General features: G+C 68.1%; 22 protein-coding genes. 14 read left to right on the plus strand and 8 right to left on the minus strand.

The annotated features are described in order from the left end of the window. Positions 1-23 precede the first annotated feature (23 nt). Positions 24-1823 carry a glucans biosynthesis glucosyltransferase MdoH gene (gene mdoH, locus G3545_RS13265; protein ID WP_170013303.1) on the minus strand — a complete coding sequence of 600 codons (1800 nt, stop codon included), beginning with the start codon at positions 1821-1823 and terminating at the stop codon, positions 24-26. A 133-nt stretch (positions 1824-1956) separates the two neighbouring features. Here mdoH and G3545_RS13270 point away from each other — a divergent pair, with 133 nt between their 5' ends. From G3545_RS13270 to G3545_RS13285, 4 genes are read left to right on the plus strand one after another with little or no spacing between them, the layout of a single operon-like run. Beyond that, positions 1957-2919, plus strand: coding sequence for a zinc-binding alcohol dehydrogenase (locus tag G3545_RS13270; protein ID WP_246702815.1), 963 nt, complete (start codon positions 1957-1959; stop codon positions 2917-2919). A 24-nt stretch (positions 2920-2943) separates the two neighbouring features. Beyond that, positions 2944-3345 carry a 6-carboxytetrahydropterin synthase gene (locus G3545_RS13275; protein ID WP_170013306.1) on the plus strand — a complete coding sequence of 134 codons (402 nt, stop codon included), beginning with the start codon at positions 2944-2946 and terminating at the stop codon, positions 3343-3345. Next, complete coding sequence (locus G3545_RS13280; protein WP_246702816.1) at positions 3338-4417, plus strand: glycosyltransferase family 4 protein; 1080 nt, start codon at positions 3338-3340, stop codon at positions 4415-4417. Before G3545_RS13275 ends, G3545_RS13280 begins: the two co-directional genes overlap by 8 nt. Further along, complete coding sequence (locus tag G3545_RS13285) at positions 4414-5226, plus strand: class I SAM-dependent methyltransferase (RefSeq protein ID WP_170013310.1); 813 nt, start codon at positions 4414-4416, stop codon at positions 5224-5226. The genes G3545_RS13280 and G3545_RS13285 overlap by 4 nt, the downstream gene beginning before the upstream one ends. Here G3545_RS13285 and G3545_RS13290 read toward each other — a convergent pair. Together G3545_RS13290 and G3545_RS13295 are read right to left on the minus strand one after the other, a co-directional pair. Next, positions 5176-6003 (minus strand): RibD family protein, encoded by an 828-nt coding sequence (locus tag G3545_RS13290; protein WP_246702817.1) that lies wholly within the window; start codon positions 6001-6003, stop codon positions 5176-5178. The two genes, G3545_RS13285 and G3545_RS13290, sit on opposite strands and share 51 nt — an antisense overlap. A gap of 129 nt (positions 6004-6132) precedes the next feature. Continuing rightward, positions 6133-6834 (minus strand): GntR family transcriptional regulator, encoded by a 702-nt coding sequence (locus G3545_RS13295; RefSeq protein WP_170013313.1) that lies wholly within the window; start codon positions 6832-6834, stop codon positions 6133-6135. A gap of 170 nt (positions 6835-7004) precedes the next feature. On the opposite strand from G3545_RS13295, the gene G3545_RS13300 reads away from it, so the two are divergent. The 5 genes from G3545_RS13300 to lhgO all read left to right on the plus strand — a co-directional run bounded on the left by G3545_RS13300 (position 7005) and on the right by lhgO (position 13234). Next, on the plus strand, positions 7005-7976 hold the full coding sequence (locus G3545_RS13300) for a tripartite tricarboxylate transporter substrate binding protein (protein WP_170013315.1): 972 nt from the start codon (positions 7005-7007) through the stop codon (positions 7974-7976). A gap of 56 nt (positions 7977-8032) precedes the next feature. After that, positions 8033-9772 carry an L-arabinonate dehydratase gene (araD, locus tag G3545_RS13305; protein WP_170013317.1) on the plus strand — a complete coding sequence of 580 codons (1740 nt, stop codon included), beginning with the start codon at positions 8033-8035 and terminating at the stop codon, positions 9770-9772. 77 nt (positions 9773-9849) lie between these two features. Next, positions 9850-10611 (plus strand): HpcH/HpaI aldolase/citrate lyase family protein, encoded by a 762-nt coding sequence (locus tag G3545_RS13310; RefSeq protein ID WP_170013318.1) that lies wholly within the window; start codon positions 9850-9852, stop codon positions 10609-10611. 232 nt (positions 10612-10843) lie between these two features. Then, entirely contained in the window at positions 10844-12028 is a 1185-nt protein-coding gene (locus G3545_RS13315; protein WP_170013319.1) for a lipase family protein, read from the plus strand. Between the two features lie 6 nt (positions 12029-12034). Continuing rightward, positions 12035-13234 carry an L-2-hydroxyglutarate oxidase gene (lhgO, locus tag G3545_RS13320; protein WP_170013320.1) on the plus strand — a complete coding sequence of 400 codons (1200 nt, stop codon included), beginning with the start codon at positions 12035-12037 and terminating at the stop codon, positions 13232-13234. Here lhgO and G3545_RS13325 read toward each other — a convergent pair whose 3' ends face one another. Beyond that, positions 13235-14068, minus strand: a complete 834-nt coding sequence (locus G3545_RS13325) for an SDR family NAD(P)-dependent oxidoreductase (RefSeq protein ID WP_170013322.1) — start codon at positions 14066-14068, stop codon at positions 13235-13237. Between the two features lie 217 nt (positions 14069-14285). On the opposite strand from G3545_RS13325, the gene G3545_RS13330 reads away from it, so the two are divergent. Continuing rightward, positions 14286-15188: an AraC family transcriptional regulator gene (locus G3545_RS13330; protein ID WP_170013324.1), complete on the plus strand. Its 903-nt coding sequence runs from the start codon at positions 14286-14288 to the stop codon at positions 15186-15188. Positions 15189-15332: 144 nt separating this feature from the next. Here G3545_RS13330 and G3545_RS13335 read toward each other — a convergent pair whose 3' ends face one another. From G3545_RS13335 to G3545_RS13350, 4 genes are all read right to left on the minus strand, one after another. Next, positions 15333-16613 carry a TRAP transporter large permease gene (locus G3545_RS13335; RefSeq protein ID WP_170013326.1) on the minus strand — a complete coding sequence of 427 codons (1281 nt, stop codon included), beginning with the start codon at positions 16611-16613 and terminating at the stop codon, positions 15333-15335. Continuing rightward, a complete protein-coding gene (locus tag G3545_RS13340; protein WP_246702818.1) occupies positions 16613-17134 on the minus strand; it encodes a TRAP transporter small permease in 522 nt (173 codons plus the stop codon). Before G3545_RS13340 ends, G3545_RS13335 begins: the two co-directional genes overlap by 1 nt. A gap of 95 nt (positions 17135-17229) precedes the next feature. Continuing rightward, entirely contained in the window at positions 17230-18207 is a 978-nt protein-coding gene (locus G3545_RS13345) for a TRAP transporter substrate-binding protein (RefSeq protein ID WP_170013330.1), read from the minus strand. 54 nt (positions 18208-18261) lie between these two features. Beyond that, positions 18262-19089, minus strand: coding sequence for a fumarylacetoacetate hydrolase family protein (locus tag G3545_RS13350; RefSeq protein ID WP_170013332.1), 828 nt, complete (start codon positions 19087-19089; stop codon positions 18262-18264). Positions 19090-19205: 116 nt separating this feature from the next. On the opposite strand from G3545_RS13350, the gene G3545_RS13355 reads away from it, so the two are divergent. The 4 genes from G3545_RS13355 to G3545_RS13370 are packed head-to-tail and all read left to right on the plus strand — an operon-like array spanning position 19206 to position 22421. Then, positions 19206-19883, plus strand: a complete 678-nt coding sequence (locus G3545_RS13355; RefSeq protein ID WP_170013334.1) for a GntR family transcriptional regulator — start codon at positions 19206-19208, stop codon at positions 19881-19883. Positions 19884-19926: 43 nt separating this feature from the next. Further along, positions 19927-20766 (plus strand): 5-dehydro-4-deoxy-D-glucuronate isomerase, encoded by an 840-nt coding sequence (kduI, locus tag G3545_RS13360; protein WP_170013336.1) that lies wholly within the window; start codon positions 19927-19929, stop codon positions 20764-20766. After that, positions 20766-21530 carry a 2-dehydro-3-deoxy-D-gluconate 5-dehydrogenase KduD gene (kduD, locus tag G3545_RS13365; RefSeq protein WP_170013338.1) on the plus strand — a complete coding sequence of 255 codons (765 nt, stop codon included), beginning with the start codon at positions 20766-20768 and terminating at the stop codon, positions 21528-21530. The genes kduI and kduD overlap by 1 nt, the downstream gene beginning before the upstream one ends. A gap of 9 nt (positions 21531-21539) precedes the next feature. Beyond that, positions 21540-22421 (plus strand): SMP-30/gluconolactonase/LRE family protein, encoded by an 882-nt coding sequence (locus G3545_RS13370; protein ID WP_170013340.1) that lies wholly within the window; start codon positions 21540-21542, stop codon positions 22419-22421. The last annotated feature ends 87 nt before the right edge of the window (positions 22422-22508 follow it).

Consider the following 22508-nt stretch of genomic DNA (forward strand, 5'->3'; position numbering starts at 1 on the left):
AATGGCACCGTTGCGCGACGAATTCATCCGTCCTGTAACGATTCCAAGGTCATATTCGTCGTGATCGCTGTGGGAGCGGGCCGAACCTCCTCGGGAATCGCGCACAGCCCGTTGCGCCGCATCCAGCCGCCGAAGGCCGGGCTCGCGGTCAGCATGGCGAGCGGCACCGCGAACAGCGCCCCGGCAAAGGCCGGCGCGGCATAAAGCGCCGCCAGCGGGCCAAGCGCCAGCAAGCCCGCCAGTGCCGTGAGCCCGAGCAGCGTGTGCGGCCAGAAGCGGGCGAAGGCGGCGCGCAGCGGCACGCCATGGGCGTCACGCATCTGCGCGCCCCAATTGGCGCTGCGCCCCAGTACGATGCCAGCAATGGTCAAGGTGTGGCTCACCGCGGCGAGTGGCGTGACCAGGAAGGCGAACAGCGTCTCCGCCAGGCACCCGGCAAGGAAGCGCCAGCCGCCGCCGAAGCGGGCGCGCTCCGCCGGCCGGGTGAGCACGTCGAGCGCGGAGGCGATCTTGGGCGCGAACATCACGAGAAGGCCGAGCGCCAGCAGCAACAGGCCAGCCGGAGCGTCGAACCAGTGCGTCCCGGCATTGCGGAGCGCCTGCACCAGCAGCAAGGCCAGCAGCACGATGAAGGCGGGCGAGGCGATGAACATCAGGATCGCCAGCACCAGCTGGATGCGGCTCGCCGGCAACAGCCCGGGCAAGCGCAGCAGTCGCAGGTACTGCATGTTGCCGCGGCACCAGCGGGCGTCGCGGCGCATGTGCTCGATGAGGTCCGGCGGGTTCTCCTCATAGGAGCCGCCCTCCTCCGGCAGTACCCGCACCTCATAGCCGGCGCTGCGCATCACCACCGCCTCGATCTGGTCGTGCGAGAGGATGTCGCGGCCGTGCTGCGAGCGGCCCGGCAGGCGCGGCAGGTCGCAATGACGGCGGAACGGCTCGATGCGCAGCACCGCATTGTGACCCCAATAGGGGCCGCAATCGGCATGCCACCAGGCGCTGCCGAAGGTGTAGGAGCGCATGCCGAGCCGCATGCCGAACTGGAACAGCCGCGCCAGAGGGCTCATCGAGGGCAGGCCGACGGCAAGGCTCTGCAAGATGCCGAGCCTGGGGCTGTCCTCCATCACCCGCACCATCTTGAGGATGCGCGCCGCCGACATGCGGCTGTCGGCGTCGAGCACCACCATCAGGTCGGCGTCGCCGGCATGGTGCTCGCAGAAATCGCGGATATTGCCGGCCTTGAAACCCTCGTTCGAGGTGCGGCGCCGATATGCGACGGCTATGCGGCCCGGCGCCTCGGCCTGGAGCTCGGCCGCCGCACGCACTTCCAGCGCCGCGATGTCGGGGCGGTCGGTATCGGACAATATGTGCAGCCGGAAATGCCCGGCGAACGGCGTCACCGACAATTCGGCAAGCATGGCCCTGGCATTGCCGAAGACCCGCTGGGGGTCTTCATTGCGGATGCACAGCGCCAGCGTGATGCGCCCGATGATCGGCTCCTCGCCGGTGACGAGGCGCGCCGGTGGGCAGACGAGGCCGACCGGATCGCGTACGAAGCGCATCAGGATGAAGCCGGCAAACGCATTCCAGAAGCCGATCAGCGGCCACAGCACATAGAGTGCGAAGACGGCGAGGATGGCGACATCCAGCATATCGATGCCGCCCGGCGCCAGTGCGGCGGCCAGCAGTGCAATTAGCCCCACCCAGCTCATGGCGCAGGCGAGCGCGAAGGCCAGCCGGCGGCGCGTCACCGCGCGGCGCAGCCCGGCATGCTCGCGGATCGACGCATCAGCGTCGGTGGCGGTCTCAAGCACGAACGACATGGGAAAGGCACCCGGTTGCGCTAGGATTCAGAGACGGGCAATACGGCGGAATCCGGCCGCCGGGTGGGTTTCCTTACGATATCGCAGCCGTGGGCGCCAATGACGCCCGCTTGAACGGAAGGACCGCGCGACAATGACGCTTCAAGCCCGCGCCTTCTGGACCATTGCCGCCGGCACCGGCGAGTTGCGCGTGGAAACGCTGGCGCCGCCTGGTCCCGGCGAGGTGCTCATCGAGACTCGGTTCAGTAGCCTGAGCCGCGGCACCGAGCGGCTGGTGTTCGAGGGGCGGGTGCCGGAAAGCGAGTTCGCCCGCATGCGCGCGCCGCGCCAATCGGGCGATTTCCCGTTCCCGGTGAAATACGGCTATGCCGCGGTCGGGCGCGTGGCGGGCTCCGATGAACACGTCTTCGCGCTGCATCCGCACCAGGATCGTTTCGTCGTGCCGAAGGAAGCGGTGCTGCCGCTTCCCGAGGGTTTGCCGCCAGCGCGGGCGGCGCTGGCGGCGAACATGGAGACCGCGCTCAACGCCTTGTGGGATTCCGGCGTCGGGCCGGGCGAGCGCATCGTGGTGGTCGGCGGCGGTGCTGTGGGGAGCCTCGTCGCTTACCTTGCCGGCCGGATTCCCGGCACCGAGACCACGCTGGTCGATATCGACCCGGCCCGTGAACGGCTGGCCCATGCGCTCGGCGTTGGTTTCGCGCTGCCGGATGCGGCCCCCGGCGGGGCAGATTTGGTGTTCCACGCCAGCGCCTCGGCCGCGGGGCTTGCAACGGCGCTCGCCTGCGCGGGCGACGAGGCGAGCGTGGTGGAACTGAGCTGGTATGGCGAGGGGACGGTCGCCGCGCCGCTCGGCGGAGCCTTTCATGCGCTTCGGCTCAGGCTGGTCTCCAGCCAGGTCGGCCGCATCTCGCCGGGCCGCCGGCCGCGCTGGACGCATCGCCGCAGGCTGGCCAAGGCGCTGGAACTGCTGCGCGATCCCCGGCTCGACGCGCTGCTCTCGAAGCCGGTGCCGTTCGCCACGCTGCCGGCCCGCATGGGCGAACTGCTCGCCGGGCCTGATCCCTGCCCGCTGATCGCCTATGATGGCGACGCGTAGTCCCTGCAACGAGAGGTGCCGCCAATGTTCGCCGTCGAGGTTCGCGACCACATCATGATCGCCCATTCCTTCCGCGGCGCCGTGTTCGGCCCGGCGCAGGCGCTGCACGGCGCGACCTTCGTGGTCGATGTCGCTTTCTATCGGCCCGAGCTCGATGCGGACGGCATCGTCGTCGATATCGGCCTCGCGCTCGAGGCGCTCAAGGCGACGCTGGCGCCGCTCAACTACCGCAATCTTGATGACATCCCGCAATTTGCCGGGCGCAACACCACGACGGAATTCCTGGCGCGGCATATCTTTGACGAGATCGCCGCGGCCATCGCCGCAGGCAAGCTCGGCGAGGGTGCGCGGCAGGTGACGCGACTGAAGGTGGCGCTGAATGAGAGCCACGTTGCGCGTGCCTGGTACGAGGCGGATCTTGGCTGACAGACAATGGGCCGAGAGGCATCTGGCCTTTGCCATACCGGGCGATCTCGAAGCGCCGACCGGCGGCTATGGCTATGACCGCCGGCTGATGGACGAGTTGCGGGCGCTCGGCTGGGAAATCGAGCACATCGCCCTGCCCGGCGGCTTTCCCTCGCCGTCGGACGCCGAGCGCGGGCAAGCGCTGGCGGCGCTCACGGCATTGCCGCTCGGCACGCCACTGATGATCGACGGCCTCGCCTTCGGTGTCATGGACCGGGAGGCGCCGCAATTGGCGGCACGCGGGCCACTGATCGCGCTGGTGCATCATCCGCTCGCCAACGAGACCGGCCTTGCCGCGGATCACGCCAGGGCACTGCGGGCGAGCGAGTGGGCGGCGCTCTCGCATGCCGGGCGCGTCGTCGTCACCAGCCCGGCCACGGCCACGGCGCTGACGCGGGATTTCGAGGTGGCAGCGGAGCGCATCGTCGTCGCCGTGCCCGGCACCGATCCGGCCGCCTTCGCGCGCGGCTCCGGCGGGCCCGGGGTGCAGTTGATCGCGGTCGGCTCGCTGATCCCGCGCAAGGGCCATCTCGACCTGCTCGCCGCGCTCGAAGAGCTGCGCGCGCTCGACTGGTGGCTCGACCTCGTCGGCGATCCCGGCCTCGATCCCGCCCATGCCGCCGAGATCGTCGCCGCCATCCATCGCTATGCCTTGAGCGAGCGCGTCGCGCTGCACGGGCCGCTCGGACGCGCCGAGCTCGACGCGCTCTATGACAGTGCCGATATCTTCGTCCTGGCCTCGCATTATGAGGGTTATGGCATGGCCTATGCCGAGGGAATCGCGCGCGGCTTGCCCGTGGTCGGCACCACCGGCGGCGCCATTGCCGAGACCGTCGGCGCGGCGGGTGAACTGGTGCCGCCGGGCCATCCGCGGGCACTGGCCGGCGTGCTGGCAAAGCTCATCGCCGATCCCGCTCATCGCGCCCGCCGCGCCGAGGCCGCGCGCGCCGCCGCACCACTGCTGCCGACCTGGGCGGATACCGCCCGGCGGGTAGCGGACGCCATAGCGAGCACCGGCGAGGCGACGTCGTGAGCGGCTTTTCCACCTCGTGGCTGGCGCTGCGCGAGCCGGCCGACCGCGCCGCCCGCGATGCCGGGCTGATCGCGCGGCTCACTGAGGCGCTCAGCGGCCGCAAGCGCCTTGCGATCGTCGATCTCGGCACCGGATCTGGTTCCAATATGTGGGCGCTGGCGCCATTGCTGCCAGGACCGCAAAGCTGGCTGCTGGTGGACAATGACCCTGCGCTGCTGGAGCAAGCACAGGACTCGTCGCGGACGCTAACCGACCGCGACGGCCGGCCGCTTGTCGCGCGCACCATGCTCCGCGACCTGGCGCAGCCGGGTTGGGAGGATGTTCTCGCGCGGGCGGATCTCGTCACCATGTCGGCTCTGCTCGACCTCGTCAGTGCGGATTTTGTCGCCACGCTCGCCCGCGCTGCGAAGGGTGCGGCGATCCATGCGACGCTCACCGTCGACGGGCGCATGGCCTGCCTGCCGGAAGACTCGCTGGACGAGGCGGTGTTCGCCGCCTTCCGCCACCACATGGACGGCGACAAGGGGTTCGGCCCCTCGCTCGGAACACGGGCGGGAGAGATGGCCGCCAGCCAGCTCGAAGCGGAAGGCTTCAGGGTCGAGCGCGCGCCGGCCGACTGGCACGTCGGGCCGGATCAGCCCTCGCTGCTCGTGGCGTTGCTGGATGGCTGGATCGAGGCGGTGCGCGAGACCGGGCGGCTGCCGGAGGCCGAGCTCAGCCGGTGGGCCGCGCGCCGCCGTGCCGAGGCCGAGGCGGGCTCACTCGAATTGCGGGTCGGCCATGTCGACCTGCTGGCGCTGCCGCTCTGAAGCGGGAACAGCCGCCAGGTCGCAATCGAACAGCACGTCGCCGCCGAGCCGGTAAACCCGGGTCGGCGGGCGCACACAGTCGGAGAGCGCGCGCGGCGTGTCCAGGCTGATGCCGGCCGGCCCGTCGCCGAGCACGATCGGCGCGACCATGAGGTGCAGCCGGTCGAGCGCACCAGTGTCGAGGAAGCGCGACACGGTCCGCGATCCGCCCTCCACCAGCAGGCGCTCCAGCCGCGCGGCCCTGAGCACTGCTACCACATCCGCGGGGGCGAAGCCGTTCTCGTCGCGCCGCACCCGCAGCACCTCGACACCGGCAGGCAGATCGACCGCCACTTCCTCGCCGACCATCACGATGCGGCGCGCACCGTCGTCGCGGAAAATGCGGAGGCTCGCCGGCACCCGTCCACGCGGATCGAGCACGACGCGGGCGGGATTGTCGCCCTCGACATGGCGGACATCGAGACGGGGATCGTCGGTGATGGCGGTCCCGGCGCCGATCAGCACCGCGTCCACCAGCGCGCGCAGGCGGTGCAGGTGGGTGATGCCGTGCGGGCAGTTGATGTAACGGGATTCGCCGGAGCCGTTGGCAATGCGCCCGTCCAGCGACTGGCCGAGCTGGGCCATGACATACGAGCGGCCGCGCGGGGCGTGCAGCAGCGGCCCGAACAGGCCGTCCGCCGGCAGCGCCGCGGTGCCGCCGCGCCGGCGCGCCGCGAGCACGGCGTGCCACTCCTCGGTGCTTTCGTCCCGCATGCTGCGGCTGGCGTCGAACGGCATGCTTTCCGATCCGGCGGAAGAGGGCGCACGCGCCACGGACCACACGCTAAAGCATGTTCGGGGCGCAAAGGTCATTCAACTTTTGCGGAACATGCCTCAATGACACGATTATGTAGGGCACGCCTCGCTTCAGTCCCGGAAATAGTCCGGCCAGCGGGCGCGCAGGTCCGCCGAGAAGGCGAGCGACTTCGACAGATGCTCGCGCAGCGCCTCCTGCGCGATCACCGGATCGCCGGAGGCAATGCCCCTGGTGATGGCGCGATGGTCGGCGATCACCTGCTCGGCCTTGCCCGGCATCGGCAGATGCAGGCGGCGGATGCGGTCGATATGGCCGGCATGGCGGCGCACCATCACCCACAGGTCCGGCACCCCGGCCGCCTCGAAGAAGATGCGGTGGAAATCGCGGTCGGCGGCGTGGAAAGCCTCGAGATCGGCGCGTGCGAGCAGCGCCTGCTGCACCTCGATGGCGGTCTCCAGCCGGTCCACCACCACTGCCCGCTCCGTCATCAGCGCCAGGGTACGCACCGCCTCCTGCTCGATGGAGCGGCGCAGGAACTGCGCCTGCCGGGCCAGCTTGAGGTCGATCGGGCTCACCACGGTGGCGTGCTGGGGAAAGATCTCCACCAGCGATTCCTCCTGCAGGCGCAGCAGCGCGTCGCGCACCGGGGTCGAGGAGAAGCCGAACAGCTTCTGCAATTCGGCGCGCGAGATCAGCGTGCCAGGCGGCATCTCCAAGCCGATGATGCGCTCGCGCAGATAATCGAACACCTGCGGCGCTGCGTGGCGATAGGGATCCCGCGGCGGGCGGGATGGATTTGCGGCAATGTCCATGGCGCCATCCTATACCAAGCCTTGCTTGACTTCACTAATGCATTAGCGCTTTAGTCGATCAGCTCAAGCCCCGCACAGACGGGGCGCCAAGGGAGGAAACCTCACCGCCACGCCAATTTCGGCGGTCGGTTCCTCGTCATGCGCGTCCACGCGATGCCACAGGAGGAAACATGTCCCGCTTGAAGATCGCCTCGCTCGCCATGCTGGCGGCGTTCGCCGTGCTTCCCGCCGCGCCCGCCTTCGCCTATCCGGAGCGCACCGTCACCGTCGTGGTGCCGTTCCCGCCCGGCGGCGCCTCGGACAGTACCGCCCGCTTCATCGCACCGAAGATGCAGGAAACCCTTGGCCAGCCGGTCGTCATCGACAACCGCCCCGGCGCCAATGGCGGTGCCGGCGCCGCCCATGTCAAGAACGAGAAGGCCGACGGCTATACGCTGCTGGTCGGCTCGATCGGCGTCTACGCCATCAATCCCGCGCTCTATGCCAAGCTCGGCTACGACCCGGGCAAGGATTTCGACCTGCTCACGGTGGCGGTGCGCACCCCGAACGTGCTGGTCGCCAATCCGGCCTTCCCGGCCAATTCGGTGGCGGAACTGGTCGACTATCTCAAGAAGAACCCCAACAAGGTGACTTTCGCCTCGTCCGGCTCCGGCTCGTCGGACCATCTGACAGCCGCGCTGTTCTGGCAGAAGAGCGGCACCACTGGCATCCATGTGCCCTACAAGGGCGGCGGGCCGGCCATCACCGACCTGATTGGCGGCCATGCCGACGTCTCGTTCCAGAATCTCGGCGCCGTCGCCAGCCACATCAAGGCCGGCAAGCTGAAGGTGCTGGGCGTAACCGCCGAGCAGCGCCACCCGGTGTTCCCCGATGTGCCCACCATGAAGGAATCCGGCGTCGACGGGCTCATCGTCTATTCCTGGCAGGCCGCCGCCGCGCCGAAGGGGCTGCCGGCCGACGTCAAGGCCAAGCTCTCGCAGGCGCTCGCCGCGGCCTTGTCGGACCCGGCGACCAAGGCGAAGTTCAACGATCTCGGCTTCGAGGTGGTCGCCAACACGCCGGAGGAGTTCGCCAGGTTCCAGGCTGCGGAAGAAGCGCGCTGGCGCGACGTGGTGAAAGCCGGCGATATCGCCACGCAGTGATAGGGTTATAATAAGCGGGCGGCCATACGCCGCCCGCCTTCTCATCGAGGCCATTTATGAAGACCGACCGCAAGAGCCCCGACACTTTGCGCAGCGCCCGCTGGCTGGCGCCCGACGACCTGCGCGGCTTCGGCCACCGCTCCCGCGCCATGCAGATGGGCTATGGGCCGGAGGACTGGGTCGGCAAGCCGGTAATCGCCGTTCTCAACACCTGGTCGGACTTCAATCCCTGCCACGCTCATTTCAAGCACCGGGTCGAGGATGTGAAGCGCGGCGTGCTGCAGGCCGGCGGCTTCCCGCTGGAACTGCCGGTGCATTCGGTTTCCGAGACCTTCCTGAAGCCGACCTCCATGCTCTATCGCAACATGCTGGCAATGGAGGCGGAGGAGGTGATCCGCTCCCATCCGGTCGACGGCGTGGTGCTGCTGGGCGGCTGCGACAAGAGCACCCCAGCCTTGCTGATGGGCGCCACCAGCGCCGGCGTGCCGGCCATCTATGTGCCGGCCGGGCCGATGTTGCGCGGCAACTGGAAGGGCAAGACCCTCGGCTCCGGCTCGGACGCCTGGAAGTTCTGGGACGAGCGCCGCGCCGGCAATATCAGCGAGGCGGAATGGCAGGAGATCGAGGGCGGCATCGCCCGCTCCTACGGCCACTGCATGACCATGGGCACCGCCAGCACCATGACCGCGATCGCCGAGGCGCTCGGCATGACGCTGCCCGGCGCCTCCTCGATCCCCGCCGCCGACGCCAACCATATCCGCATGAGCGCGGACTCTGGCCGGCGCGTCGTCGAGATGGTGTGGGAAGACCTGGTGCCGGCGCGCATCCAGACCCGCGCCGCGTTCGAGAATGCCATTGCCGTCGCCATGGCGATGGGTTGCTCGACCAATGCCATCATCCATCTGATCGCGCAGGCGCGCCGCGCCGGAGCCGAAATCGGGTTGGGGGATTTCGACCGCGCCAGCCGCATCGTACCGGTGATCGCCAATGTGCGGCCGAGCGGCGACGCCTATCTGATGGAGGATTTCTATTTCGCCGGCGGCCTGCCGGCATTGATGAACCGGCTCGGCGACCTGCTTCACCTCGATGCGCTGACCGTGACCGGGCAGAGCGTCGGCGAGAACATCGCCGGCGCCAAGGTGCATAATGACGACGTCATCCGCACCATCGACAATCCGATCTATCGGGAAGGCGCGCTTGCCGTACTGCGCGGCAATCTGGCGCCGGAAGGCTGCGTCATCAAGCCGAGCGCCTGCGCGCCGCATCTCACCAGGCACACCGGGCCTGCACTGGTGTTCGACGACTATCCGGCGATGAAGGCGGCGATCGACAGCGACGATCTCGACGTCACTCCCGACCATGTGCTGGTGCTGCGCAATGCCGGGCCGCAGGGTGGGCCGGGCATGCCGGAATGGGGCATGCTGCCGATCCCGAAGAAGCTGGTGAAGCAGGGCGTGCGCGACATGGTGCGCATCTCGGATGCGCGGATGAGCGGCACCAGCTATGGCGCCTGCATCCTCCATGTCTCGCCGGAAAGCTATGTCGGCGGCCCGCTGGCGCTCCTGCGCACCGGCGATCTCGTCAGCCTCGATGTCGAAGCCCGCACCATCGACATGCAGGTGAGCGAGGAGGAACTGGCCCGACGCCGCGCCGCGCTTACGCCGCTGCCACCGCGCTACGAGCGCGGCTATGGCTGGATGTATTCCCGCCATATCGGCCAGGCGCATGAGGGCTGCGACTTCGATTTCCTGGAGACCTCGTTCGGCGCCCCGGCCGGCGAGCCCGCGATTTTCTAGAGCATGATGCCGAAAAGTGCGAAGCGGTTTTCAGACAACGTCATGCTCCGGCCCATTCCAATCGAGAAGGATTTCCCGTGGACCTGCCCGTCAACGCCTTCAAGCGCGGCATCTATGCCGGAGAGCAGCAGATCGGCCTGTGGTGCAGCCTCGCCAGCCACCTCACCGTCGAGATCGTCGCCGGCTCCGGCTATGACTGGCTGCTGATCGATACCGAGCACTCGCCGAACGAGCTGCCGATGGTGTTCTCGCAGCTCCATGCCTGCATGGAGAACCGCGTGCAGCCAATCGTGCGCCCGCCGGTGAACGACCAGGTCATCATCAAGCGCTATCTCGATGCCGGGGTGCAGAGCTTCCTGATCCCGATGGTCGATACCGCGGAGCAGGCCGCCGCTGCGGTGTCCTATACGCGCTATCCGCCGCACGGCGTACGCGGCTTCGCTGCCGCGTCGCGCGCCTCGCGCTTCGGGCGCGTGAAGGATTATTACAAGCACGCCCACGAAGAGATTTGCGTGCTGGTGCAGATCGAATCCGAGCTTGCCCTGACGAACCTCGAAGCGATATGCGCGGTGCCGGGCGTCGACGGCGTGTTCATCGGGCCGGGCGACCTCTCGGCCGCCATCGGCTATCTCGGTGACCAGGGCAATGAGGCGGTGGTGTCGCTGATCGAGCAACTCACCGGCCGCATCGTCAAGGCGGGCAACCGCCCGGGCATCCTCACCGGCGACGAGGCGCTGGCGAAGCGCTATATCGCCGCCGGGTGCATCTTCACCGCAGTGGGCTCTGACTCCGGCCTGCTGGCGCGCGGCTCGGAAGCGCTGGTGCGGCGGTTCCGCTAGGTGTTGGTTGCTCGACTGCAGCATCCTTCGAGGCCCGGCTTCGCCGGGCACCCCCGCAGTTGGCCAATGGCCAACTGCTAGGGATGACGTTGTATTGAAAACCACGTCATCCTGAGGTGCGAGCATAGCGAGCCTCGAAGGAGGCTCACGCGAAGCTCCCCCTCTGTTCCCGACGCCAGCGCCGCGCTAAGCGTAGGCAGCGCCCAGTACGGCGCGGACCGTGAGGCGTGAGATGATCAGCCACCGCCCGTTCCTGCGTACCCTCGCCTCCGCCCTTTTCCTCTGCATCTCGGCCGCCGGCCTCACGCCCGCAAACGCGCAGACCCCGTTCTACCTGGCGTCACCCAGTGAGATCGCCGGCCCGCCCGGCTCGATCATCCGCGCCGAATCGATGACCGGTGCGCCGAGCGGGGCGGCAACCTACCGGGTGCTCTACCGTTCCACCGGCCTGCACGGCGAGCCGATCGCGGTGTCCGGCGTCGTCATCGTGCCGCCCGGCCCGGCACCGGCCGGCGGGCGTGAGGTGGTCGCCTGGGCGCACCCGACCACCGGCGTGGTGCCGCGCTGCGCGCCCTCGCTCTCGCCCTTCCTGTTCCCGCTGATCCCGGGGCTGCGCGACATGATCACGCGCGGCTATGTCATCGCCGCCACCGACTATCCCGGCCTCGGCACGCTCGGCCCACACCCCTACCTCGTCGGTCTCAGCGAGGGTCGCGCGGTGCTGGATTCGGTGCGCGCCGCCCGCGCCCTGCCGGAGGCCGGCGCCTCCGGCCGCTATGCGGTCTGGGGCCATTCGCAGGGTGGCCATGCCGCGCTCTATGCCGGCATCCTGGCCCGGCGCTATGCACCCGAGCTGAACCTCGTCGGCGTGGCTGCGGCAGCGCCGGCGACCGAGCTCGGCACGCTATTCAAGGATGACCTTGCCTCGCCCGCCGGCTTGAACCTCACTTCGATGACGTTGTGGTCGTGGTCGCGGGTGTTCGGCGCGCCGATTGACAGCGTGGTCGCTCCGGCCGCCATCCCCAAGGTCGACACGCTGGCGCAGGAATGCGTCGGCTCGATCCCGGATTTCATCCAGCGTCACAGCGCCGATGCCTTCCTCGCCCGGGTTTTCCTCGATGTCGGCGACCTCACCGCGGTCGAGCCGTGGCGCGGCATCATGGACGCCAATACGCCCGGTGCCTTGCCGGCGCGGGTCCCGGTCTTCCTCGCCCAGGGCACGGCCGACACTGTGGTTAGGCCGAGCGTGACCTACGCCTACAACAATCAGCTCTGCCGCGCCGGGGCGCGGGTGCAACTGCTCCAGCTTCCCGGCGTCGGTCACGGCTTTGCCGGCTATCGCTCGTCAAATGACGCCATCCAATGGATCACCGACCGCTTTGCCGGAGCGCCGGCGCCGAGCGACTGCGGGAACTGAACGCTTATGCTGGATTTCATCATCGTCGGCGGCGGCATTATCGGCCTCTCGACCGCCATGCAGCTCGCCCGCCGCGCACCGGGCGCCGCGATCCTGCTGGTGGAGAAGGAAGCCGAGCTCGCCGCCCACCAGACCGGTCGCAACAGCGGCGTGGTGCATGCCGGGGTCTATTACGAGCCGGGCAGCCTGAAGGCGCGCTATTGCCGGGAGGGCAATGCCGAGACGGCCCAATTCGCCGCCGAGCACGGCATCGCATTTGATCGCTGCGGCAAGCTGATCGTGGCGACGCGCGAGGACGAGCTTCCCCGGTTCGCCAAGCTGGAGGATCGGGCGCGGCGCAACGGTCTCAATGTCGAGCGCATTGACGCGGCGGAATTGCGCCGGCGCGAGCCGCACATTGCCGGCCTCGCGGCACTTCATGTGCCGGAGACCGGCATCACCGACTTTCCGGCGCTGACCCGCGCCATGGCCGCCGATTTCATCGCCGCCGGCGGCACCATCGCCTGCAACACCCAGGTACTGTCATTGGAGGAAGACCCGGACGGCATCAATGTCGCGACCAATAGCGGGGTGTTGCGCACCCGCCATCTCATCGGCTGCGCCGGGTTGAATGCCGACCGGCTGGCGGCGATGGCGGGGATCGAGCTCGACTTCGCCATCGTGCCGTTTCGCGGCGAATATTTCCGCCTGCCGGCCGCGCGCGACCAGATCGTGAGCCACCTCATCTATCCGGTCCCCGATCCCGCCTTTCCGTTCCTCGGGGTGCATCTGACGCGGATGATCGGCGGCTATGTCACGGTCGGGCCGAACGCGGTGCTGAGCCTGAAGCGTGAAGGCTATTCCACCTTCGCCTTCGACCCGAGGGACGCCGCCGACATCGTGCGCTTCTCCGGCTTCCGGCGCTTCCTCGCCAAGAATTTCCGCTATGGGATGGGCGAATTGCGCAATTCGTTGAGCCGGCAGCGCTATCTCGAACTCTGCCAGCGCTATTGCCCGGAACTCACGCTCGACGATCTCCAGCCCTATCGCAGCGGGGTGCGGGCGCAGGCGATGTTCGCCGACGGCACGCTGGCACACGATTTCCTGCTCCGGCGCACCGCCCGCTCCATCCATGTCTGCAACGCCCCCTCCCCGGCGGCGACGGCCGCGCTGCCGATCGGGCGGCACATCGTCGACGAGGCGGCGGCAACCGGCTTCGTGGCGTAATCAGGCCGCGCGGTCGACCGAGACCGAGAGGTCGCGCCACAGGCCAAGTTCGTCGCGCATGCGCTCCAGCTTGGCGCCGATGCCGACGACCGCGTCCGAGCCGGTGGCAAGGCGCAGAGGCGGCTTGGCGGTGCCGGCTATGGTGACGAGCGCCGCGGCTAGCCGGACCGGATCACCGGCCTGCTGGCCATTATACTGGTGAAAGTCCGCGTGCGCCCGAGCCGAGGTGTCGTCATAGTCGGCGACATGCCTGGTGCCATAGGCGACCGAGCTGGCTTCGAGGAAGTCGGTGCGGGTGAAGCCGGGCTCGACCAGCGTGACGCCGATGCCGAAATCCGCGACTTCGGTCGCGAGCGAATCCGAGAAACCCTCGACCGCGAACTTGGTGGCGCAATAGACCGCGGCGCCGGTAAAGCCGACCACGCCGGCCATGGAGGAGAGATTGACGATGTGGCCGGAGCGCTGCCGGCGCATCGCCGGGAGCGCCGCGCGGGTCACGTGGAACAGGCCGAACACATTGGTGGCGAATTGCCGCTCGATGTCGGCCGGCTCGATCTCCTCGAACAGGCCGAGCTGGCCGTAGCCGGCATTATTGACCAGCACGTCGATGCGGCCGAAGCGGGCGAGCGCCGCCTCCACCGCGCGTTGCGCCGCGGCCTCGTCGGCGACGTCGAGCGCGAGCGGCAGCACGTCGGGGCTGCTGCCGAAGGCCGCCTCCAGCGCCTCGATGCGGCGGCCGGTGGCGACCACCTTGTCGCCATTGGCCAGCGCCGCCTTGACGATCTCGGCGCCGATGCCGCGCGCTGCGCCTGTCACGAACCAGATTCTGCTCATGGAAGTCCTGCCTATGTCCGGGATTATTTCGCCGCGGCGGATGTGGCCGGCGGTGTGCGGGAGATTGGCGCCACGGCCCGCGCGGACGATAGACAGATCGGCCTGGCTTATTGCACGATCCTCCAGCTTCGCGATTTTCCGTTTCCACCGCGGCGCCGCCGACGCTATCCGATCATGGGGACAAAGCCCGATCCTTCAACGAAGTCGGAGATGCTCGATGAGCGATGCGCAGCCTGAATTCGCTCGGCTTATTGAACGATCCACGCCGGCGGACGGCATCCATCCGACCGCGCTGCCGCGGGTGTCGCTGATCCGCGCCTCGCAGGCGAGCGAGCCGATCCACGTGCTGCACGAGCCCGCCATCTGCATCATCGCGCAGGGCCGCAAGCAGGTGATGTCGGGCGGCAATGTCTTCGTCTATGACCGCGCGCAATATCTCGTGGTGTCGGTCGACGTCCCGGTGGTCGGGCAGATCATCGAAGCCTCCACGGACCAGCCCTATCTGTGCTTCCTGCTCAGTCTCGACGCCGGCATGCTCGGCGCGCTGATGATGGAGGCGAACCTGCTCGTGCCGCGTCCCGGCGAATCGCAGGCGAGCGTGTTCCTCTCCGACGTCACCATCGAACTGCTCGACGCCGCGGTGCGGCTGGTGCGGCTGCTGGACAGTCCGCGCGACATCCCGATCCTGGCGCCGGTGGCGGAGCGCGAGATCCTCTATCGCCTGCTGATCGGCCCGCAGGGCGCGCGGTTGCGGCAGATCGCGGTCGCCGACAGCCGGCTCCAGCAGGTGGGCCGCGCCATATCCTGGCTCAAGCGCAATTTCCGCGAGCCGTTCCGGATCGAGGATCTCGCCAGGGAAGCGCGCATGAGTTCTTCCGCCCTGCACCAGCACTTCAAGACGGTGACCTCGATGAGCCCGCTGCAATTCCAGAAGCAGCTCCGGCTGCAGGAGGCCCGGCGGCTGATCCTCGCCCAGGCGATGGACGCGGCGCTTGCCGGGCACAGCGTCGGCTATGACAGCCCCTCGCAGTTCAGCCGCGAATATCGCCGGCTGTTCGGCGCGCCGCCGATCCGCGACGTGCAGCGGCTGCGCGCCAGCGAGGCGCCGCTCTACGCCTGAGAGATTGGCCTCCCTTTCCTCTCCCCGAGGGGGAGAGGTGGCCCGCGAAGCGGGTCGGTGAGGGGGAGCACGATTGCGGAGCTTTGAGCCCCTCACCCCACCCCTCTCCCCAACGGGGAGAGGGGGCAAGTCGCGTAGTTAGCCTCACCGGAACTGCGCCGGCAGCCAGAGCGAGAGCGCCGGCACGTAGGTCACCAGCATCAGCACGGCAATGCTGGCGCCGAAGAACGGCCAGATGGTGCGCATCGCCTCGCGGATCGAGATCTTGCCGACCGCGCAGCCGACGAACAGCACGGTGCCGACCGGCGGCGTGTTCAGCCCGATGCCGGCATTGAGAATCATCACGATGCCGAAATGCACCGGGTCGATGCCGAACGCCTTCACGATCGGCAGCAGCACCGGGGTGCAGATGATGACCATCGGCGCCATGTCCATGAAGGTGCCGAGCACCAGCAGCGCCACATTGATCAGCAGCAGCACGATGATCGGGTCGTTGGAGATGGCGCGGATGGCAGCGATGGTGGCCTGCTGCACCTGCAGGAACGACATCAGCCAGCCGAACGAGGCTGCAGCGCCGATCACCAGCAGCACCATTGCCGTGGTGCGCACCGCGCCGAGCGTCGCCTCGACGAAGCCGCGCCAGTCGAGTTCGCGATACACCAGCAGCGCCACCAGCAGCGCATAGATCACCGCGATGCAGGAGCTTTCCGTCGCGGTGAAGATGCCCGAGCGCACGCCGCCGAAGATGATGCCGATCAGCAGCAGCCCCGGCAGTGCGGAGATGAGGTAATAACCGACCTTGGCAAAGCCGGGAAACGGCTCGGCGGGATAGCCGCGCCGGCGCGCCACCCAATAGGCCGTCACCATGAGCGAGAGCGCGAGCAGCAGGCCGGGTATGATGCCGGCGGTGAACAGGTCCGCCACCGAGACCGTGCCGCCGGCAGCGATGGAGTAGAGGATCAGATTGTGCGACGGCGGGATCATCAGCGCGATGATGGCGGCGTTTACCGTCACGTTCACCGCATAGTCACGGTCATAGCCGCGCGCCGCCATTTGCGGGATCATCAGCCCGCCGACCGCCGAGGCGTCCGCCACCGCCGAGCCGGAGATGCCGCCGAACAGCGTGGAGGCCACGATGTTCACCTGGCCAAGCCCGCCGCGCATGTGGCCGACCAGCCCCGCGGCAAAGCGGATCAACCGTGCCGCGATGCCGCCGCGTATCATCATGTCGCCGGCGAAGATGAAGAACGGGATCGCCATCATGGCGAAGACATTGATGCCGGAATTGAGCTGCTGGAACACCACGACCGGCGGCAGGCCCATATAGAGGACCGTCGCCAGCGAGGCGATGCCGAGGCAGAAGGCGATCGGCGTGCCGATCAGCATCAGCAGCGTAAAGGTGCCGAACAGGACCCAATAGGCCATCACACCGCCTCCAGGATCTCGACGTCGGCCGCCGGCTTCACCCCGAGCAGGACATCGACAAAGCGTTCCAGCGCGAACAGCGCGATGAGCGCGCCGCCGACGACGAGGGGAAAGAAGTCCACGCCGCCGGGAAGGCCGAGCACGGGAATGGTCGCCGTCCAGGTGCCGATGGCGAGCTGGGTGCCGTACACCGCCATGGCGGCGCCGAAGAAGGCGACCAGGCCGAGATTGATGAGGTCCATCGCCTTGCCCGCCCATTCCGGAACCACGTGGCGCAGCAGGTCGAGCCCCAGATGCACGCTCTCGCGCACGCCGACCGCCGCGCCGAGCAGGATGAACCAGGCCATGAGCTGCAGGGCGACCGGCTCGGACCAGGTCGGCGTGTCGTTCAGCACGTAGCGCGCGAACACCTGCCAGCCGACCGCGACCGTCATGACGACGAGCCCGACACCCGAAATCCCGAGCGCGAGTTTCGAGGTGAGCGCAAGCGCGCGCCGGATGGCGAGCAAGGTGCCGTTCATCGGGATGGGCCTCGGCTCCGAGGAAGACAGGGCGGCCGGCCCCGGGTCATGCCCCGGGGCGGACCATCCGGCTTCGGCCGGCTGCAGCGGGGCGCTCATTGCACCGCCTGGATGCGGGACACGAGGTCCTTCATCTTCGGATCAGTGACGAAGTTGTCATAGACCGGCTTCATCGCGTCGATGAAAGGCTGCTTGTCGACCTTGATGACGGTGACGCCGGCCTCGCGCACCTTATCCTCGGAGGCCTTCTCACGGGCGGTCCACAATTCGCGCATCTTGCCGACCGACTCCTTCGCCGCCTGGCGGACGATCTTCTGGTCGTCCGGCGAGAGCTTGTCCCAGCTGATCTTGGAGATGACGAGCGCTTCAGGCGCCAGCGAGTGCTCGGTGAGGGTGTAGTTCTTCGCCACCTCGAAATGCCGCGAGGATTCATAGGAAGGCCAGTTGTTCTCGGCGCCGTCGACCACGCCGGTCTCCAGCGAGGAATAGACCTCGCCGAACGGCATCGGCGTCGCATTGGCACCGAACGCCTTCATCATGGCGATCCACAGGTCGGACTGCTGGACGCGGACCTTCATCCCCTTGAGATCGGCGAGACCCTTGACCGGCTTCTTGGTGGTGTAGAAGGAGCGCGCGCCGGAATCGTAGAAGGCGAGGCCGACCAGGCCGTGCGGGGTAAAGGCGGCGAGGATCTCCTCGCCGATCGGCCCGTCCACCACCTTGTGCATGTGATCGACCGAGCGGAACAGGAACGGCATGCCGAGCACCTGGGTCTGCGGCACCAGGTTGTTGAACGGCGCGGTGTTCACCCGGTTCATGTCGATGACGCCGAAGCGGGTCTGCTCGATGGTGTCCTTCTCGCTGCCGAGCGCGGAATTGTTGAACATCTGGATCTTGATGCGGCCCTTGGTCCGCTCCTCGACCAGCTTGCCCATATAGATGACGGCCTCGACCGTCGGGTAGCCGTCGGGATGGATGTCGGCGGAACGCAGCGTGACGTTCTGCGCCGCGGCTGGCGCCACCGCGAGGGTGGCGAGAACGGCAGCCATGCAGAGAAGGCTCGGCGTCTTCATGGGTTTCCTCCTGATATGCCGGCGGTTGGCCCGCCTTGACTATGAGGGTGGTCTTCAGCCGGCAGCCATCCGCGGCGCCGCGTGCGCCGCCCGGCGCGCCACGACGTCGAGGGTGAAGCTGCCGATGCCTTCGAATTCGAGGCGGGCATGGGCGCCGACCGGGACCGAATGGACGCCGGTGGTCATGCCGGTGAGAATGATGTCGCCCTCCTTCAGCCGCCGCCCGCGGGTGGCGAGCTGGGCGGCGAGAAAGGCCGCGGCAGCGAACGGCCCGCCGGCGACGCGGGCGGCGCTGCCCTCGCCGACCAGCTCGCCATTCACATAGGTGCGCGAGGCCAGCGCGTCCCAATGGCCGAAGGTGCTGCGCGGGATGCCGGGGCCGACAAGGGCGCCGGAATTGTTGCCGTGATCGGAGATCACCGCGCCGGGGCCGAGATCATTGATGGTGGCAAGCGGGCTGGAGGCGATCTCCGAGCCGGCGTGCAGGCTGGAGATGGCCGCGATGTCCTCCGCCGTGAGCCAGTCCTTGTCCGGCGCATCGGCGAGCAGGCGCACCACAAACTCGGCCTCGACGGCGCAGAAGCCGCCTTCATGCACTTCGACGATGGCATGGCCGCTCTTGGCCACTTCCTGCACCGCGTCGGCGAACACCGGACCGACCATTCGCTCGGCGTCATATTGCGCGCGGAAGCCGGGCGGGATGCCTGCCACCTTCCATCCAGCGAGGCGGCGCGGCGTGAGGCGCAGCACCTCCTCTTGCACGGCATAGGCGGCGTCGAGATCGGCCGGCAGCGGACCGGGGAATTCCGCCAGCACGCGCACCTCGCGCCGTGCTGCGATGAACTCCTCCGCCGTGCCTTTGGCGTCAGGCCAGTGGGGCATCGTTTCCACCCATTGAGGACGTTTATCGCCCAATCACGCGTTTTTGGTATGGCAGATAGTGGCTCTGGTATGGTACAGCGTCAAGCAGAAAGAGAAGCGACCGCGGGAGACTTTCGGTGAATGTGGAGTCCGGCGATGTGGGGGTGACCAGCGCCCGCCGCGTCGAGAATGAGATCCGCAAGGCGATCATCACCATGGAGATTCCGCCGGGCGCGCCGCTGTCCGAGCAGGACATCGCCGCGCGTCTCAACGTGTCGCGCCAGCCGGTGCGCGAAGCCTTCATCTCGCTCGCCCGTTCCGGTCTCGTCGAGATCCAGCCGCGCCGTGGCACCTTCGTCGTCAAGATATCGCTCGAGCGCATGCTGGAGGCGCGCTTCATCCGGGAATCGCTGGAGACCGCCGTGGTGCGCCGCGCCTGCGAGCGCTTCGACGCCCGGGTGCGCACCCGCATCGATTTCTATCTCGACGCCCAGACGGTGGCCGCCGAGGCCGGCGCGCATTACGAATTCCAGCGTGCCGACGAACTGTTCCATGCTGCGCTGGCCGAGGGCGCCGGCTGCCCGTCCGCCTGGACCGTGATCGACGACATCAAGGCCCATATGGACCGGGTCTGCCATCTGACGCTGCCCTCGGCAACGGCGCTGCCGCGCCTCATCGGCCAGCACCGCGCCATCATCGAGGCGGTCGACGCCCGCGATGCCGATCGCGCCGAGGCGGCGCTCAAGGTGCATCTGTCCGAAATCCTGAAGGCGCTGCCGACCGTGCAGGCGTCGCACCGCGATCTTTTCATCTGAGAACAACGGCCGGCTTACGGCCTTCTGAAGAAGGGGAACGCCAATGGAGACACGTCACGCCATCCATTACGGGCAGGCGGAAGCCCTCGACGGCAACGAACTGCGCCGGCACTTCATGATCGAAGGCATTTTCGCTCCCGGCGAGATCCGCGCCACCTACACCCATTATGACCGCATGCTGGTGCTGGGCATCCAGCCGGACGGCCGGCCGCTCGCCCCGGACACCGCGCTGGCCAGACTGGTCGGCGCCGAGTTCCTACTGGAGCGCCGCGAGCTCGGGGCCATCAATGTCGGCGAGGGCACTGCGCGCGTGCGCGCCGACAATGCGGAACTGATCGTCGCGCCGCGCCAAGCTGTCTATCTCGGCATGGGCGTTCGGGATCTCAGCTTCGAGAGCCTCGATCCTTCAAAGCCGGCGAAGCTCTATGCCAATTCAGCCCCGGCCCATATGCGCCATCCCAACCGGGTGGTGCGCGAGGCGGAAGCCTCGCCGCAACCGCTAGGCACGCTGGAGACCTCGAACCAGCGCACCATCTTCAAATATCTGCATCCCGGCGTGCTGCCGACCTGTCAACTGGTGATGGGCCTGACGCGCCTCGCGCCCGGCAGCGTGTGGAACACCATGCCGGCCCACACCCACGACCGGCGCATGGAGAGCTATTTCTATTTCGAGCTCGCCCCCGACGCCTTCGTGGTGCACCTGATGGGCCGGCCGGAAGCGACCCGCCACCTGATCGTGCGCAACGAGCAGGTCGTACTCTCGCCGCCCTGGTCGATCCATTCCGGCGCCGGCACCGGGGCCTACGCCTTCATCTGGGCAATGGCGGGCGACAACCAGTCCTTCGCCGACATGGACTTCGTACCGATGGCGGAGCTGGCCTGATGCGCGGCGCCGAGCTGTTCGACCTGACCGGCTCCCGCGCCCTCGTCACCGGCGCGCGCACCGGGTTGGGTCGTGCCATCGCCGAGGCGCTGGCCGGGGCCGGCGCCGACATTGTCGGGCTCGGCTCGCAGCCCATGCCGGAAACCGCGGCCAGCATCCGTGCGCTCGGCGTCGCCTTCCACGAGGTGGTGCGCGACCTCGCCGACACCTCCGGACTCGACGCGTTGGTCGGCAAGATCGAGGACGAGGTCGGCGCCGTCGACATCCTCGTCAATAATGCCGGCATCATCCGCCGCGCCGACCTGCTCGATTTCACCGAGGAGGATTGGGACGCGGTGATGGACATCAATCTGAAGAGCCTGTTCTTCCTGTCGCAGGCATTCGCGCGGCGCTGGAGCCTGCGCATGAGCGAGGGACGGATCATCAACATCGCCTCGCTGCTCGCCTTCCAGGGTGGCATCCGCGTGCCGTCCTACACCGCCAGCAAGCATGGCATTGTCGGCCTCACCAAGCTGATGGCGAACGAGCTGGCGCCACGCGGCATCACCGTGAACGCCATCGCGCCCGGCTATATGGAAACCGACAACACCTTCGCGCTCAGGGCGGATCCCGGCCGTAACCGGCAGATACTGGACCGCATCCCCATGGCGCGCTGGGGTCGGCCGGAGGACATTGCCACCGCGGTGCTCTTCCTCGCCTCCCCTGCTTCGTCCTATGTAACGGGGACCGTCGTCCCGGTGGATGGCGGCTGGCTCGCACGCTGAGGCGCACACATGAGCACTCCCGAGATCCGCGTCGCTCTAGAGGCCCGCTGTTCCACCGGCGAATCCCCGGTCTGGGACGAAGTGAATAGCCGGCTGCTGTTTGCCGACATCCCCGCCGGCATCATCCACGCCTTTACGCCATCGACCGGCGAGCGCCGGCAGTGGCATTTCGACCGCCCGGTTGCCAGCCTCGGCCTCGCCCGCAGCGGGCGGCTGGTGGTGGCGGTCGGCGGCGACGTGGTGATGTTCGACCCGGCGACCGGTGCGCGCTCATTGCTCGCGACGGTGGAGACCAATTTCCCCGAGCTGCGGCTCAATGACGGCAAGGTCGGGCCGGACGGTGCCTTCTGGGTCGGCACCATGCACGATGTCGCCTCGGCCGACCGCAAGCCGATCGCGGCGCTTTATCGCGTCGATGCCCACGGCACCGTGGAGCGCAAGGTCGAGGGGCTGAAGGTCTCGAACGGCCTCGCCTGGTCGCCGGACGGCCGCTCGATGTTCCACACCGATTCCGCCGGCCCCTGGATCGACCGCTGGGATTTCGATCCCGCGACCGGCGCCATTTCCAACCGCACGCGCATCGCCACGCCGAGCAATGAGGAAGGCCGCCCGGATGGCGGCGCCTGCGATGTCGACGGCAATTACTGGAGCTCCGGCGTCTCCGCCGGCTTCCTCAACCGCTTCTCGCGGGACGGCATCATGCTCGCCCATATCCCGCTGCCGACCCCGGGACCGACCATGCCGTGCTTTGCCGGCGAGGGGCTGCGCACGCTCTATCTCACCACGCTGCGCCGCAGTGCCGACGCGCCGCCGCCCTCGGGAGATGTGCTGGTGCTCGACCCCGGCGTCGCCGGAGCCAAGGTCGGCCTGTTCGCAGACGACCTGCCGTGAGCTGGCGCATGCCGCGCGCGCTGTTCCAGTAAGTCGTCATCCCGGCCGCAGCGAAGCGAAGAGCCGGGATCGCGTGCCGAGAGTGGT

Origin of the sequence: Starkeya sp. ORNL1 (assembly GCF_012971745.1) — a bacterium.
In the GTDB taxonomy this organism is placed as follows: Bacteria; Pseudomonadota; Alphaproteobacteria; order Rhizobiales; family Xanthobacteraceae; genus Ancylobacter.

What these genes read in the sequence shown, in the direction of transcription:
- mdoH (WP_170013303.1), bottom strand. Translation starts at nt 1,823, where the DNA reads ATGTCGTTCGTGCTTGAGACCGCCACCGACGCTGATGCGTCGATCCGC.
- G3545_RS13270 (WP_246702815.1), top strand. Translation starts at nt 1,957, where the DNA reads ATGACGCTTCAAGCCCGCGCCTTCTGGACCATTGCCGCCGGCACCGGC.
- G3545_RS13275 (WP_170013306.1), top strand. Translation starts at nt 2,944, where the DNA reads ATGTTCGCCGTCGAGGTTCGCGACCACATCATGATCGCCCATTCCTTC.
- G3545_RS13290 (WP_246702817.1), bottom strand. Translation starts at nt 6,003, where the DNA reads ATGCCGTTCGACGCCAGCCGCAGCATGCGGGACGAAAGCACCGAGGAG.
- G3545_RS13295 (WP_170013313.1), bottom strand. Translation starts at nt 6,834, where the DNA reads ATGGACATTGCCGCAAATCCATCCCGCCCGCCGCGGGATCCCTATCGC.
- G3545_RS13300 (WP_170013315.1), top strand. Translation starts at nt 7,005, where the DNA reads ATGTCCCGCTTGAAGATCGCCTCGCTCGCCATGCTGGCGGCGTTCGCC.
- araD (WP_170013317.1), top strand. Translation starts at nt 8,033, where the DNA reads ATGAAGACCGACCGCAAGAGCCCCGACACTTTGCGCAGCGCCCGCTGG.
- G3545_RS13315 (WP_170013319.1), top strand. Translation starts at nt 10,844, where the DNA reads ATGATCAGCCACCGCCCGTTCCTGCGTACCCTCGCCTCCGCCCTTTTC.
- lhgO (WP_170013320.1), top strand. Translation starts at nt 12,035, where the DNA reads ATGCTGGATTTCATCATCGTCGGCGGCGGCATTATCGGCCTCTCGACC.
- G3545_RS13325 (WP_170013322.1), bottom strand. Translation starts at nt 14,068, where the DNA reads ATGAGCAGAATCTGGTTCGTGACAGGCGCAGCGCGCGGCATCGGCGCC.
- G3545_RS13330 (WP_170013324.1), top strand. Translation starts at nt 14,286, where the DNA reads ATGAGCGATGCGCAGCCTGAATTCGCTCGGCTTATTGAACGATCCACG.
- G3545_RS13335 (WP_170013326.1), bottom strand. Translation starts at nt 16,613, where the DNA reads ATGGCCTATTGGGTCCTGTTCGGCACCTTTACGCTGCTGATGCTGATC.
- G3545_RS13340 (WP_246702818.1), bottom strand. Translation starts at nt 17,134, where the DNA reads ATGAACGGCACCTTGCTCGCCATCCGGCGCGCGCTTGCGCTCACCTCG.
- G3545_RS13345 (WP_170013330.1), bottom strand. Translation starts at nt 18,207, where the DNA reads ATGAAGACGCCGAGCCTTCTCTGCATGGCTGCCGTTCTCGCCACCCTC.
- G3545_RS13350 (WP_170013332.1), bottom strand. Translation starts at nt 19,089, where the DNA reads ATGCCCCACTGGCCTGACGCCAAAGGCACGGCGGAGGAGTTCATCGCA.
- kduI (WP_170013336.1), top strand. Translation starts at nt 19,927, where the DNA reads ATGGAGACACGTCACGCCATCCATTACGGGCAGGCGGAAGCCCTCGAC.
- kduD (WP_170013338.1), top strand. Translation starts at nt 20,766, where the DNA reads ATGCGCGGCGCCGAGCTGTTCGACCTGACCGGCTCCCGCGCCCTCGTC.
- G3545_RS13370 (WP_170013340.1), top strand. Translation starts at nt 21,540, where the DNA reads ATGAGCACTCCCGAGATCCGCGTCGCTCTAGAGGCCCGCTGTTCCACC.